Below are 14,738 nucleotides of genomic sequence, written 5' to 3' on the forward strand. Positions count from 1 at the left end.
TATCTCATCAGACCAACATTTTCAACAATTCAAACTGGTTTTTTCATTATTTTTTATCAATTCTATCCATATTTTCCATCTCTCACACAAAAATCTTTGGCATTATTATACTCTACGCATCTGCTCATGCTCTTTCGAAATCTCTTCATAGAGCCTTGGAACTGTCCATGTCTTGTTCGTTTCGGTCAGAATCGCTTTATAATCTACTCGCTTTACTCCATTTTTTCTCATCATAAGGAGAATCTGATCAAGTCTTTGATTGGATATTCCAGCGAATACCATCATCTCTTTTTCCAGTTCTTCTCCTTCATAAACTGCCTCTATGCCTTCCATTTCTTTTATCCCTGCCAAATAGCCAATCTGTTGTAAATAGTCTTCTTTCTCAACCTTCTTCATTCGAATCTTTAGTGTAAACAAAATCATTTTCAGTTCTCTCAACTGTTTCTGATCTTCAAAATTAATCAACAACACGGTCTCTCGCATAGTTATACCACTCCTCTGTCTCTTTTTCATTTTCACTGTTTAAGAATACGGTCATATTTTTTAATTGGATTTCCAAAATCGGAGTTTCTTCCTTATAAAGAAACAACATACATTTTCCAATTTCTTTTCCTTTAAAATGTCCAATTAAATACTTGTCAGTATCTCCACCGTTACTCCTGTAAAAATTATCTTTCGGCATTTCCTCTATCATTTTTACAGCCAGAATATCCTCTGTCTTAATCTGATAATCATAAGAAGCTGCACGTATATCCATAATACCATTTTTCATTTCGACTGTCACCTCTGTGGTCGCAAATTCAACTAAAATCGCTGCAATCCATACAGCACATCCTATGACCACGGCACTTATTACCGCCGTAAATATTTTCGCCGATGTCTTCGCCATATTCATAGAATAATTCATACCACACATGCAATCCTGCACAAACAGCCTTTTGTCGTGAGGATTACTGTACCATCCATTTTTCCAGTACACATCATCATCCGTTTCAATCATTTCCACATCCGTAGATGCAATCTCTTTTTTCTTCTTCAAAAGCCAACATAGTCCCCCGCAAGAAATATACCGGCAGTCATGTGTAATGCAATATATACAAAAAAGTCCCCCGTGGCCAGCCATTGATCTTTCATCATACAGATAGACATATATACCCATGCCGCCGTATTCACTGCTGCACAGATAAACAGACACATCGTCCATGTTCGCTTCGTTAATCGATTCAATGCCAAATTTGTCTTACTGTCTTTACTATATACTACATTCGGTCTTCGTTCCACCCACCAGTGAAAAAGTAAGAAAAACAAATTCATTCCAACCGCAATTCCAAACAGCACATAACCAGTTACATCTTCTCTTAGATATTTTTTCATCTGCGGAAAGAGCATCATCACAACAGTCAACAAAAATATAGGAATATAGCATTTTTTAGGCAACGGCATTTTATCCGAATACACAGAAACCTCTGTATCAATATAGATTGTCTGCTTCGTCGTCTCCACAATCCATCCCCTTTCCACTTTCAATTGATACATTTTCTGGTGTGTCCCATAGACAAACCAATAGATTCCCCCAATATATTCGATAAGCCAGACTGTCCAAGCAATCATAAAAATTCCCATACTGACAAATGCCAACCCACATACCAATATTCCCAAAAGCATGTTCCAGTGTTGAAATTTTTTGAACTGCCTTTTATATTTCTGTGCGATTACTTGTACAACCTCTTCTTCCACGTTCCCTTTCGGAATGTGAACACCAAAAATCATCCCTTCACTGTACTCTTCTTTTCCCCCATATGCAAACATACAGACTCCAACCATCATCGCATCTGTAAACAAGAAAATAATCGACATTATAATTGCCATTTCCATAAAACTCACCCCTCCACTGACGTCGGATGCATATTTTGAAACATCTCTTTGCAAATTTTCAGAAATTCTTCTTGACTCATGCCCTTTAGGCACGCTTCCGCTGAAAGCAGTTCCAACTCAGATTCCAGTTTTTCTCGAAATCGTCCTGCAGTCTCCCACGCCGGACATATTGTCGCCCCTTTTCTTCGATCAATCTCAACAAATCCCTCCATCTTCAACAACTGATACGTCTTATTGACAGTCATCACATTTACCCCCGCATCCTGTGCAAGCTGCCGAACAGTCGGGAGTCGGTTTCCCACTTTTAACTCCCCCCTACCGATGCCTGTCACAATCTGGTTCCGCAGCTGCACATAGATTGGAATATCACTTCCCATATCTAATGATAAAATCATACAATCACCTCTTTTATTTCGTCATAATTTAAGTATTATTTATTATAATACATTTAATACTTAATTACAATGATTTAGGGGGGATTTCTCAATCCCCCCTAATCAAACTCAATCTTTTAGATACTACTCCTTCTTAAATTCGATTCAAACAAACGGCTGTATCCGAGCCAATCCTTATTGCCTTCTTTTTCTTTAAATATCTCTGTCAGCGTCTGCATTTTCGCATCTGTCGCATCTGCATAATGCAATGCTACCGCCTCGGCAAGTGCTGGTTTTTTCGGAGAACCATATTCCAACTCCCCATGATGTGCAATTACGCAGTGTTTCAATTCACTTGCAAGCTTTTGCGGAAACCCGTCAATCGTACGCACTCCCTCTCCAATCATCTCAACCCCGATCACAATGTGTCCCAACAACTGCCCGTCATCTGTGTAATCATTCTCTGGAAAGGATGACAGCTCTTTTATCTTTCCTATATCATGAAAAATAGCTGCTGTATATAACAAATCTCGATTCAAAATCTCATATGCACTGACATAATACTCACACATTTTCAAGATACTCAATGTATGCTCCAAAAGTCCGCCCGCAAATCCATGATGCACACTCTTTGCTGCTGAGTGATTTTTGAAACGTTTGATAAACGCCTCATCTTTCACAAAATAATACTCAAGCAACTGATGAAGATATGTATTCTCTACTTTACCAATATAAGATAACAGTTCTTCATACATGCCATCTACGCTTTTTTCTGTAGTCGGCATATAATCTGCCGGATTGTATTCATCTTCGTATGGTTTGCGAAGCTGTTTAATATTGAGTTGTAAATTGTTATTATAGTTGATTACCTCTCCAAGAACTTCCACAAAGTCCATCTCATCATAATCTGCAATCCCCCCCGAATTTGGATCCCAGATTTTTCCGTCCAAAGTTCCTGTCTTATCTTGAAGAAGTAAGTTATCATACGGCTTCCCATTTCTTGTCTCTGCCGTGCGTTTTGTCTTGCATAAATAGATGCCCCTGATTGTCTCTCCCTCGCGTAATGTGTTAATAAATCTCATATCTTTCCTCTTTCTATTCTTTTATTCCGATTGTGACGGTAAATTCAATCTCCACATATTCTTCAGCCCCCCGACGCTGCCCTGTCAGCGTAACTTCGGTACCGACATCCTGTGTAATCATTGTACTGTGATACCCGACAACAGATTCTATCTTCTTTTTATCTATGTGTGTGATAATATCACCATTTTGAATTCCCGCCTTCATCGCTGGCGAATCTGTCTCCACCTCTGTTACACAAAAACCTTTCGGTATGTTCTGAGCTGCCGAAATCTCCTCTGTAACTAGTGTCCCGACAATTCCGATATATGGAACTTCCTTTGCATTTGACATCAGTTCAATCTCGCTTTTAAGTGAAGAAATTCCATATGCTGTCATCACGCCCATATCTCCACCAAGCTTTGGATTAATAATTCCAACAACAGCTCCATCCACATTAAACAATATTCCACTGCCTTGAGCTGTTCCCGGCATATCTGTCACAATCACTTTGTACTCTCCATCTGCGAGCATCACGCTCTCCTGAATCGAGCTTACGATTCCAACACCCATCCCATCACTATACCCAAATGGATTGCCGAGCGCAATCACTGCTTTTCCCTGACTCATCGCATTGGAATTGCCAAGATCTGCCACCTTAATTCTTGACCATGTCGCGTCTGTTATCAAACTTCTGTCCACCCCGACAATCGCCATACCGATGTTTGCACTTTTCTTTTTCAGCGTCGCAACATATCTTGTATTATCTGCAAATCTGACCTGTAATTCCGATGCATCCGTCAACACACCCACGTCTGTTAATATAAGAAGTTCCTGTCCATTATCTGCAACAATAACACCTGCCCTTTTATAATCGTCACCAGCGTCCTCTTTCAACAGATTTCCATCTTCATGCATTCCTTCCACTTCTACTACACACTTTTTTGCCTCTATAGATGTCTGTGTAAGGAGACTGTTCAATTCTTTATAACTTTCTATTGTGAGTTCTTGCTGCACTGGCTGAGTATCTTCTGCTAATGTATCTTGTATATCTTCATCTTTCGGAATTTCAATTTTATCCGGATTTTTCTGGAATGTAGATTCTGCCCATGGTTTTAACGCAAAAAAACCAATGCTGGCAGTAACTCCAAAGAGAAGTCCTTTTCCAACCAACCAAGATATCTTATATAACACCTTTTTCCTGCTAAATACTTCATCCTTGATTTTTTCTTGTAAAAAAGAATATTTCTCCGGCTCCTGATCTGGTCCGTGATCCGTTTCCATAGACATACTCATTTCTCCTTATTTCTAATCCTTTTTATAGTATACAATATTTCTTCTTTCCTTTGCAACTCAAATAGGTTAAAATATACTCAGGGTGAGAAAAATGAATCAAAAAACATTATTAAAATTAGAATATGACAAAATAATCAATCTTCTGACAGATCAGGCATCTTCGGACAGCGGAAAAAGACGCTGCAAGACTTTGTTGCCTATGACTGACTTAGAAGAAATCAATACAGCAGAAGAACAGACTGCCGCCGCATTTACACGAATTGTGAAAAAAGGACGACCTTCTTTTAGTGGATGTTACTCTGTGGAAGACTCCATGAAACGCCTTGAGATCGGTGCGGCTCTTAGCAGCGCAGAACTTCTTCGCATCTGCAAATTAGCAGAGACTGCGGGGCGTGCCAAATCTTACGGACGTCATGATACCGTGGACGAACTTGCCGACTGCCTCGACAGCTATTTCGAGCAGTTAGCTCCGCTTACTCCACTTACAACCGAGATACGAAGATGCATTATCGAAGAAGATGAGATCAGTGATGATGCAAGCAGCAATTTAAAACATATCCGCAGAAGTATCGGAATGATCAACGATAAAGTACATTCCACGTTGACCTCCCTTGTCAATGGGTCGCTTCGTTCCTATTTACAAGATCCAATTATCACAATGCGGGGTGACCGTTACTGCCTGCCGGTGAAAGCAGAATACCGCAGTCAGGTAAGTGGAATGATTCACGATCAGTCTTCTACCGGTTCCACACTTTTTATTGAACCGATGGCTGTCGTAAAACTTAACAATGACTTAAAAGAACTTTACGGAAAGGAACAGGAGGAAATTCAGATTATTCTGGCAAGACTCAGTGTGGATGCTGCGGAATACATCGAAGAACTTCGCAGCAATTACACAATTCTCGGAGAACTGGATTTTATTTTTGCAAAAGGTGCTCTGGCACTTTCCATGAATGCAAGCCGTCCAATTTTTAATACAGACGGATATATTCATATCCGTGAAGGACGCCATCCACTCTTAGATAAGAAAAAAGTCGTACCGATTACGATTATGCTCGGTAAGGAATTTGATCTCCTCATCGTGACCGGGCCGAACACGGGCGGTAAGACTGTTTCCTTAAAAACAGTCGGCTTATTTACACTGATGGGGCAGGCAGGTTTGCATATTCCTGCACTTGACCGCTCCAAGCTTTCTGTATTCGAAAATGTATACGCCGATATCGGGGATGAGCAGAGTATTGAACAGAGTCTCAGTACATTCTCTTCACACATGACGAATATCGTATCTTTCCTGCAGGATGTAGACGACCGTTCTCTTGTACTCTTTGATGAGCTCGGTGCAGGAACCGATCCAACAGAAGGAGCAGCGCTTGCAATCGCAATCCTTTCTTATTTGCATGAAAGAGGAATCCGAACGATGGCAACAACGCACTACAGTGAGTTAAAAGTATTTGCACTATCCACCAAAGGTGTGGAAAACGCCTGCTGTGAATTTGATGTAGAGACGTTACGTCCAACTTACCATTTATTGATTGGTATTCCGGGAAAAAGTAATGCGTTTGCCATTTCCAGCAAGCTTGGACTTCCAGATTATATTATTGAAAGTGCGAAAAGCCATCTGTCTGAACAAGACGAATCTTTTGAAGACTTACTTGCCGATTTAGAGACAAGCCGACGCACCATCGAAAAAGAGCAGGCTGAGATTGCCTCTTATAAACGCGAGATTGAAAAGCTAAAACATAGTCTTGATGCCAAACAGGAAAAATTAGCCGAACAAAAAGAACGTATTATAAAAGAAGCAAACGAAAAAGCCAATGCCATCCTGCGTGAAGCAAAAGAAGTTGCCGATGAGACGATGAAGCAGTTCCGAAAATTCGGAAAAGAAAATATCTCTGCAGCCGATATGGAACGAGAACGGGAACGTTTACGCAAAAAAATGGCAAAGACACAATCCGGCATGACATTGGAAAAGAAGAAACCAAAGAAACAGCACAAACCAAGCGATTTCAGATTAGGAGAGTCCGTGAAAGTTCTCAGCATGAATCTGACCGGAACGGTAAGCTCCCTCCCAGACGCCAAAGGAAATCTTTTTGTACAGATGGGAATCCTTCGTTCGCAAGTGAACATTTCGGATTTAGAGATCATCGAGGAACCGATGACCATCACAGCCAAACAGATGCGACGTACCTCCACCGGCAAGATGAAGATGAGCAAATCGCTTGCAGTAAGCCCGGAGATCAATCTCCTTGGAAAGACTGTGGATGAGGCTATCGCCGAACTGGATAAATATCTGGATGATGCATACATTGCGCATGTGAGTCCTGTTCGTATCGTCCATGGAAAGGGAACCGGAGCGCTTCGCAACGGAATCCACAGCTACCTGAAACGCCAAAAACATGTGAAATCCTACCGTCTTGGTGCTTTTGGTGAAGGGGATGCCGGTGTTACAATCGTAGAATTCAAATAGTCATTTAGTCGCAATGGAAAAGGAGAAGGTCAATGTTAACAAAACAAAAAATACTAATCGTAGATGATGACGAGAATATCGCAGAGCTAATCTCACTCTACCTTACAAAAGAGTGCTTTGATACAATGATGGTTCACGATGGTGAAGATGCACTGTCTGCCTTTGACAGTTACAGTCCGAATCTAGTTCTTTTAGATCTGATGCTGCCGGGAATCGACGGCTATCAGGTCTGCCGAGAAATTCGTTCCAAATCAAACGTTCCAATTATCATGCTATCAGCCAAAGGTGAAGTGTTCGACAAAGTACTCGGTCTGGAACTAGGTGCAGATGATTATATTATCAAACCATTTGATGCCAAGGAATTAGTTGCCCGTGTAAAAGCCGTACTCCGAAGATATCAGTCCGGAAAATCGGATACCTCTTCTGAAGAAAGGGGCAAATGCGTTTCCTATCCAGGGATCGTCATCAACCTTACAAATTATTCTGTTGTTGTCGACAACATACAGGTGGAGATGCCTCCAAAAGAACTTGAACTTTTGTATTTCATGGCCTCTTCTCCAAATCAGGTATTTACGAGAGAACAACTTTTAGATCAAATCTGGGGATATGAATATGTCGGTGATACGCGGACTGTCGATGTCCATATTAAGAGAATTCGCGAAAAGATTAAGAACCATGATACCTGGGGACTTGCCACTGTCTGGGGAATTGGTTATAAATTCGAGGTAAAATAATATGCGCAGTGCATTACATTTAAAATTTTTTATTGTTTACATTGCATTTGGGTTCTTGATCTTATTTTCAGTATCCGCAATTGCTCCTCAAATGCTCTCCTATCGTTTGGAAAAAACAACTGCTGAGAGGCTTTACACCGACGCTTCGACCTTATCCTCGGAATATCTTCCCCAATATTTTTCAGAAGATATTTCTTTTCCAGATGTCCATATGCAATTAGAAGGAATGCAAAAATATACTACTGCTAATTTATGGTTTGTGGAAGCTGATGGAACACTGATTACCTCCTCTACTTTATCCGGGCAGCCTTTGGCTCCAGATAAAATTGATAATTTTAATCCGGCCGAAAACGGAAGTGATACTTATCAGATTGGTAACTACCACAATTATTTTGATGAAAATATGATTACAACCATTACACCTGTGACAAACGGCTATGTTGTGAAAGGATATCTACTCATTCACAAACCGGTTTCACACTTAGAAGAAGAATGTAAGACTCTTTTACTTCCGGTTTATATTACTGCTTTCGTCATCTACCTGCTTTCTTTTTCCATTCTGGCGGCATTTCAGTTCTTTGTCTACCGCCCTCTTCGGAAAATTACAGAAGCAGCAAAGCAATATGCCTCTGGCAATTTGGAGTACGAGATACCGGTCAACACACAGGATGAGATTGGATATTTGTCTGCTTCCCTAAACTATATGTCTACGCAATTAAAAGATATGGATGACTATCAAAAAAAATTTGTTGCTAATGTTTCCCATGATTTTCGCTCTCCACTTACATCCATCAAAGGATATTTGGAAGCGATGGCAGACGGAACAATTCCAGTAGAAATGCAGGACAAATATTTCAAGATTATTTTATTCGAGACAGAACGTTTGACCGACTTAACCCAGGATCTTCTGACGCTGAACCAGTTTGATACTAAGAATTTACTTCTTGAAAAAACGTCCTTTGATATTCATGAAGTCATCAAAAATACAGCAGCTACGTTTGAAGGAACCTGTACAGCCAAACATATCTCTATCAAACTGCTTTTTGCAGCAAAGACACTGTATGTCTCTGCAGACAAACGAAAAATCCAGCAGGTTCTGTATAACCTTTTGGATAATGCAATCAAATTCAGTCCAAACGATTCCGAAATTATAATTGAAACAACAGAACACAATGAAAAGGTGTTTGTATCTGTTAAAGACCACGGAATCGGCATCCCCAAAAAAAGTCTGAATAAAATCTGGGAGCGTTTTTACAAATCTGATCTCTCTCGTGGAAAGGACAAAAAAGGAACGGGACTTGGTCTTTCCATCGTAAAAGAAATCATTCAGGCACACAAGCAAAATATCAATGTCGTGAGTACCGAAGGTGTAGGCACGGAATTTACATTTTCGCTAAAAAGAGCTAAAAAGGATGCTTAATAAAGCATCCTTTTTATTGCATTCTTGTTCATATTCTCCTTTGTTACCCATGTATATCCACTGTCAATCACCGCTTCATTACCAAGATCTAACACATCTCTCGCCGCTGCAACAACAGTCGCATATCCCATTCCATACGGATTCTGTACAATCAGACCATTCACCTTGCCTTCTTTTAACAATTTCATCTGATCGCTCCCACCATCAAATGCAACCACACTCATATCATCCCGTTCCAACTCAGTCAACACATCTGTTACCAGTTTTGTCGCGCCTAGATTCATCGCACAAATTCCTCTCAAATTCGGGTGCTGCTCCAAAATATATTTTATAACATCTTCCTGTGTCAGTGATTCCGCCTGAACCTCTTCTTCTCCCTCTGCTTTAGCTGCGTTCTTTTCTTCCGCAATCGCCTTTGCCTTCTCCTCTAACTGATCCATGTAATACACATCCACAATTTGCACATTCGGATACGATGCTGCAATTTCGTCCCGGAAGCCTTTTTCTCTTTCCTTCGTATTCATAGCCTGAGAATCCGGCATAATCAATGCCACTTCCCCATTTTCATCCATGATAGAAGCAAGCTTTGACGCCGCCGTCTTTGCAGCCTCTTGATTGTTCGTGGAACATGTAGCTACGACTCCCTGATACTCACTTCCCGAATCAAATGCCACAATCGGAATATCATTCTCTGCAGCAAGATCAAATTGTACCTCGCATGCTGTCGCATCTACCACTGAAATCCCAACTGCAATCGGATATCTGGCAAGTTCTTCGTCTAAAATATTAATCTGTTCATCCACATCATCGCTCTCGCTTGGTCCACTAAAATTCAAACGAATCTTGTCATCTCCTTTATATCCAAGCATGGAGTTTATATCCGCAACAGCTCTTTCCGCACCTGCTTTCACTTCATTCCAATAACTGTCACCACTGTTTCTTCCTATGATAGAGATATATGACCCTGGTTCCAGATTCAGATTCTCAACATTCGAATATGCAATCGGACGAAGTACATCAAGCTTACTCTGATTCTCATTTTCTTCTTTTCCAGTCTTGTTAATGGTTGTCTGCTGCTCTTCTCCATCGTTTACCTTTTTTTTCGAACATGCTGTTCCTATTAGAGCAATACAAAGAATTCCTACAATTATTTTCCATCTTTTCTTCATATTTATAATTCTCCTAAGTCAATTCTTAAATTTATCCTTTACCACTATACACCAAAATCAAAAAAAATGGGATAAATTATTTCTTAATTTTTATCACCATTCTAATTTTTGATAAATTTTTATCAAAAATTGTATACTGTATCCGTTTTTGTACAATATATGCCTTGCGTTACATTACCATCTAAGTTATAATGAGTTCGATTGAAATATTATTCATTTTTTATCTAATAAATTATATCTAACAGGAGGATTTTACCAATGGAAAAAAATTGGAATTCTAATTGGGATGGGTTCAAACCGGGACGTTGGAACCGTACATCTGTAAATGTCCGTAACTTTATTCAGGAAAACTATACTCCGTATGAAGGAGATGACTCTTTCTTAGCCGGACCTACAGAAGCTACTACAAAACTTTGGGCTCAGGTTATGGAACTTTCTAAACAAGAGCGTGAAGCAGGCGGAGTATTAGATATGGATACAAAGATCGTATCTACAATCACTTCTCACGGACCGGGATACTTAGACAAAGACCTAGAGCAGATCGTTGGTTTCCAGACAGATAAACCTTTCAAACGTTCTCTTCAACCATTTGGTGGTATCCGTATGGCTCAGAACGCATGCCATGAAAATGGATACGAAGTAGATCCTGAAGTTGTAAAAATCTTTACTGAATATAGAAAGACACACAATCAGGGGGTATTTGATGCCTACACACCAGAGATGAGATTAGCCAGAAAATCAGCTATCATCACAGGTCTTCCAGATGCATACGGACGTGGACGTATCATCGGTGACTACCGCCGTGTTGCATTATACGGAACAGATTGGTTAATCGAAGACAAAAAACAACAACTTGCTACTTCTTTAGTAAGAATGACTGGTGAAAACATCCGTCTTCGTGAAGAATTGTCAGAACAGATCCGTGCACTTGGAGACTTAGCAAAATTAGGTCAGATTTACGGATATGACATTTCCAAACCTGCTGCAAATGCAAAAGAGGCAATCCAGTGGTTATACTTCGGATACCTTGCAGCTGTAAAAGAACAAAATGGTGCAGCTATGAGCCTTGGACGTACTTCTACATTCCTTGATATCTATATCCAACGTGATTTAGACAGAGGATTAATCACAGAAGAACAAGCTCAGGAATACATTGACCACTTTATTATGAAGTTGCGTCTTGTAAAATTTGCACGTACACCAGAATATAACGCATTGTTCTCAGGTGACCCTACATGGGTAACAGAATCCATTGCCGGTGTTGGTGTTGACGGACGTCCACTTGTTACAAAGACATCATTCCGTTACCTTCATACATTGGATAACTTGGGTACAGCTCCAGAGCCGAACTTAACAGTCCTTTGGTCAACACGTTTACCAAAAGCATTCAAAGAATACTGTGCTAAGATGTCAATCAAATCATCTTCTATCCAGTATGAAAACGATGATTTAATGCGTCAGACTCACGGAGATGACTACGCAATTGCTTGCTGTGTATCTTCTATGAAAGTTGGTAAAGAGATGCAGTTCTTCGGAGCTCGTGCAAACCTTGCAAAATGTTTATTATACGCAATCAACGGTGGTGTTGACGAGAAACTGAAAGTTCAAGTTGGACCAAAATACCGTCCGGTTGAAGGCGAATATCTTGACTACGATGACGTAATGTCAAAATTCGATGACATGATGGAATGGTTAGCAGGACTTTATGTAAATACATTGAACATTATCCACTACATGCATGATAAATACAGCTATGAAAAACTTCAGATGGCACTTCATGACAGAGAAGTAAAACGTTACTTCGCAACAGGTATTGCAGGACTTTCTGTTGTTGCTGACTCATTAAGTGCTATCAAATATGCAAAAGTAACACCAGTAAGAGATGAAGACGGATTAGTTGTGGACTACAAAGTAGAAGGTGAATTCCCGAAATACGGTAACAATGATGACCGTGTTGACGAAATCGCAGTTGAAATTGTCCGTTCATTTATGGACAAGGTAAGAAAACACCATACATACCGCCAAGGTGTGCCAACAACTTCTATCTTAACAATTACTTCTAACGTAGTATATGGTAAGAAAACTGGTAATACACCAGATGGTAGAAAAATGGGAGAGCCTTTAGCTCCAGGTGCTAACCCAATGCACGGACGTGATACTCACGGTGCTTTAGCATCACTCGCTTCAGTTGCTAAGATTCCATTCAGACACGCACAAGACGGTATTTCAAATACATTCTCAATCATTCCAGGTGCTCTTGGAAAAGAAGACCAGATATTCGTTGGAGACTTAGATCTTGACAGAATCGAAGAATGCGGAAATCAGGCTTGCAATATTCCAAACATCATGGAAAGCATCGACAACGAATAATATTGAAGGAGGAATTTAAGATGGCAGTAAACCAACAACAAGTAGATAACTTAGTAAACATGTTAGACGGATACGTAGAACAAGGTGGACACCACTTAAACGTTAACGTATTTACAAGAGAGACTTTATTAGACGCTCAAAAACACCCTGAAAACTATCCACAATTAACAGTACGTGTTTCAGGATACGCTGTAAACTTTATCAAATTAACAAAAGAACAGCAGGACGATGTTATCTCACGTACATTCCACGAAGGCATGTAAGAGATAAAGTTCACACATTAGTAAAAGCCGGACAGGATCATGCTCGCATGGAAACCTGGCCGGTTTTCTACTAATGAGGTGGACGAACGTATATGAGCAAACATAGTTGCGTAGCAACAAAAGAAGCGCCAAAAGGTACGGTTTGCGAAAGGAGACTTTTTTATGACCAAAGGTTATATTCATTCTATTGAAAGTTGCGGTACAGTAGATGGTCCCGGAATCCGTTATGTAATCTTTTTCCAAGGTTGTCCTATGAGATGTCTCTATTGTCATAATCCAGATACTTGGGAGCCAAATAAAGGCACTCAGATGAGCGTAAATGAAGTGTTAGAAGGCTTCTACAGTAATATGCCATTTTATCACAACGGTGGTGTTACTGTGACTGGTGGAGAACCTATGATGCAGATGGATTTTCTCATTGAACTATTTACCAAACTTCACAAAGATGGAATTCACACTTGTATTGATTCTTCCGGTATCATGTTTCAACCAGATAATGAGACATTTATGAAGAAACTAGATATGCTTCTTGAAGTGACAGATTTAATTATGCTTGACATCAAGCACATCAATCCTCAAAAACATGAAGAACTTACTGCTCATTCGAATGAGCGTATTCTTGCATTTGCAAGATATCTTGATAAAAAGCATATTCCAGTCTGGATTCGTCATGTTGTAGTTCCAGGGATTACTTTATATAAAGAATACTTGGAAGAATTAGGGCATTTTCTTGGTACACTGAACAATGTCCATGCATTGGACGTGCTTCCGTATCATTCCATGGGAAAAGTAAAATACGAAAATCTTAACATGGATTATCCTTTAAAAGATACACCGGAAGCAACTAAGGAAGAGGCATCAGCAGCAAAAAATATTATTTTGTCTGCCTATAAATGTACTAAATTGAAAGCATAAAATCGCTTGTATATTTAGTCTGTTTGTATTAAAATAAATGAAAGGGTAGATATATTTCATATCTATCAAATGTACAAAAAGGAGGATACATACTATGGCACACGTAATTAGTGATGAATGCGTAAGCTGTGGAGCTTGCGAAGCTGAATGTCCTGTAGGAGCTATTTCTCAGGGTGCTGACCACTACGAAATCGATAAAGATGCATGTGTTGACTGTGGCGCTTGTGCAGCACAATGCCCAACAGGAGCAATTTCTGCTGAATAATAAATAATCGAAAAGTGATCACCAAAACAAAAAGGGGCTGTCGGTTAATATCGATTTTTAGCCTCTAAATCTTAAAATACGAATCTCCCATAGAAATCAGTGTTTTTCATACCTGATTTTCTACGAGAGATTCGTATTTTTTCTTTTCTGTATGTATTTTAGGGCACAAAAACCCCTCAACTGCATTTTTGAAAACACACTTTTTCGGCATTATATTGCTAAAGACATTTAGCTTTATACTCACAGCCGCTGCAGTCTGCGTCAGATTTTTTTCAATGACCTCTCTTACTTTGTACTTCGGATGTCAATTTTAATACGGTCAACGGCTCTTATCCCACGCATGTTTGCGTAAGTAACTACAGCATACATCATAATTGGATTATACCCGGTTCTTCCCTTGTCTGAACAATTGGCTAATAAGCTAGAAAATCTAAATCCATTACTTTTTTCAGAGTATAGACTAGATTGTCGTTAATCATTTTCTCTCTGTTGAGGACTATCATTTCCCGACAACCCCTTTTAACGTTATCT

Annotated in this window: 14 protein-coding genes and 1 pseudogene; 7 read left to right on the forward strand and 8 right to left on the reverse strand. The window is 39.8% G+C overall.

Translation table 11 applies throughout. The features are described 5' to 3' along the window. Window positions 1-105 precede the first annotated feature (105 nt). The 6 genes from ACTQXY_RS00290 to ACTQXY_RS00315 all read right to left on the reverse strand — a co-directional run bounded on the left by ACTQXY_RS00290 (window position 106) and on the right by ACTQXY_RS00315 (window position 4,598). Window positions 106-483 (reverse strand): DUF3783 domain-containing protein, encoded by a 378-nt coding sequence (locus ACTQXY_RS00290; RefSeq protein WP_441657789.1) that lies wholly within the window; start codon window positions 481-483, stop codon window positions 106-108. Then, window positions 458-1,039 (reverse strand): hypothetical protein, encoded by a 582-nt coding sequence (locus ACTQXY_RS00295; protein ID WP_441657790.1) that lies wholly within the window; start codon window positions 1,037-1,039, stop codon window positions 458-460. Before ACTQXY_RS00295 ends, ACTQXY_RS00290 begins: the two co-directional genes overlap by 26 nt. Beyond that, complete coding sequence (locus tag ACTQXY_RS00300; RefSeq protein WP_441657791.1) at window positions 1,036-1,875, reverse strand: hypothetical protein; 840 nt, start codon at window positions 1,873-1,875, stop codon at window positions 1,036-1,038. Before ACTQXY_RS00300 ends, ACTQXY_RS00295 begins: the two co-directional genes overlap by 4 nt. A gap of 5 nt (window positions 1,876-1,880) precedes the next feature. Beyond that, a complete protein-coding gene (locus ACTQXY_RS00305) occupies window positions 1,881-2,270 on the reverse strand; it encodes a GntR family transcriptional regulator (RefSeq protein ID WP_441657792.1) in 390 nt (129 codons plus the stop codon). 116 nt (window positions 2,271-2,386) lie between these two features. Then, the gene (locus ACTQXY_RS00310) at window positions 2,387-3,331 is read right to left on the reverse strand and encodes a 3'-5' exoribonuclease YhaM family protein (RefSeq protein WP_441657793.1); all 945 of its coding nucleotides are present in this window, start codon (window positions 3,329-3,331) and stop codon (window positions 2,387-2,389) included. Window positions 3,332-3,344: 13 nt separating this feature from the next. After that, window positions 3,345-4,598 carry a PDZ domain-containing protein gene (locus ACTQXY_RS00315; RefSeq protein WP_441657794.1) on the reverse strand — a complete coding sequence of 418 codons (1,254 nt, stop codon included), beginning with the start codon at window positions 4,596-4,598 and terminating at the stop codon, window positions 3,345-3,347. 97 nt (window positions 4,599-4,695) lie between these two features. Between ACTQXY_RS00315 and ACTQXY_RS00320 the strand changes: the two genes are divergently transcribed. From ACTQXY_RS00320 to ACTQXY_RS00330, 3 genes are read left to right on the forward strand one after another with little or no spacing between them, the layout of a single operon-like run. Next, a complete protein-coding gene (locus tag ACTQXY_RS00320) occupies window positions 4,696-7,071 on the forward strand; it encodes an endonuclease MutS2 (RefSeq protein WP_441657795.1) in 2,376 nt (791 codons plus the stop codon). Window positions 7,072-7,103: 32 nt separating this feature from the next. After that, window positions 7,104-7,805, forward strand: coding sequence for a response regulator (locus tag ACTQXY_RS00325; RefSeq protein WP_441657796.1), 702 nt, complete (start codon window positions 7,104-7,106; stop codon window positions 7,803-7,805). A 1-nt stretch (window position 7,806) separates the two neighbouring features. Next, a complete protein-coding gene (locus ACTQXY_RS00330) occupies window positions 7,807-9,225 on the forward strand; it encodes an ATP-binding protein (RefSeq protein WP_441657797.1) in 1,419 nt (472 codons plus the stop codon). Here the strand turns inward: ACTQXY_RS00330 and ACTQXY_RS00335 are convergent. Next, window positions 9,222-10,394, reverse strand: a complete 1,173-nt coding sequence (locus ACTQXY_RS00335; protein ID WP_441657798.1) for a substrate-binding domain-containing protein — start codon at window positions 10,392-10,394, stop codon at window positions 9,222-9,224. The two genes, ACTQXY_RS00330 and ACTQXY_RS00335, sit on opposite strands and share 4 nt — an antisense overlap. 258 nt (window positions 10,395-10,652) lie before the next feature. On the opposite strand from ACTQXY_RS00335, the gene pflB reads away from it, so the two are divergent. The 4 genes from pflB (at window position 10,653) to ACTQXY_RS00355 (ending at window position 14,207) form a co-directional block, all read left to right on the forward strand. Then, the gene (pflB, locus tag ACTQXY_RS00340) at window positions 10,653-12,764 is read left to right on the forward strand and encodes a formate C-acetyltransferase (RefSeq protein WP_441657799.1); all 2,112 of its coding nucleotides are present in this window, start codon (window positions 10,653-10,655) and stop codon (window positions 12,762-12,764) included. Between the two features lie 20 nt (window positions 12,765-12,784). Beyond that, the gene (grcA3, locus tag ACTQXY_RS00345) at window positions 12,785-13,027 is read left to right on the forward strand and encodes an autonomous glycyl radical cofactor GrcA3 (protein WP_004612815.1); all 243 of its coding nucleotides are present in this window, start codon (window positions 12,785-12,787) and stop codon (window positions 13,025-13,027) included. A gap of 162 nt (window positions 13,028-13,189) precedes the next feature. Further along, window positions 13,190-13,942 carry a pyruvate formate-lyase-activating protein gene (pflA, locus tag ACTQXY_RS00350; protein WP_441657800.1) on the forward strand — a complete coding sequence of 251 codons (753 nt, stop codon included), beginning with the start codon at window positions 13,190-13,192 and terminating at the stop codon, window positions 13,940-13,942. A 94-nt stretch (window positions 13,943-14,036) separates the two neighbouring features. Beyond that, window positions 14,037-14,207, forward strand: a complete 171-nt coding sequence (locus ACTQXY_RS00355; protein ID WP_004612817.1) for a 4Fe-4S ferredoxin — start codon at window positions 14,037-14,039, stop codon at window positions 14,205-14,207. A 312-nt stretch (window positions 14,208-14,519) separates the two neighbouring features. Here ACTQXY_RS00355 and ACTQXY_RS00360 read toward each other — a convergent pair. Continuing rightward, window positions 14,520-14,680 (reverse strand): annotated as a pseudogene (locus tag ACTQXY_RS00360) (transposase); the annotation flags it as partial. Between the last annotated feature and the right edge of the window lie 58 nt (window positions 14,681-14,738).

It is taken from the genome of Faecalimonas sp. LCP19S3_D12 (genome assembly GCF_052121495.1).
Lineage (GTDB): Bacteria > Bacillota > Clostridia > Lachnospirales > Lachnospiraceae > Faecalimonas.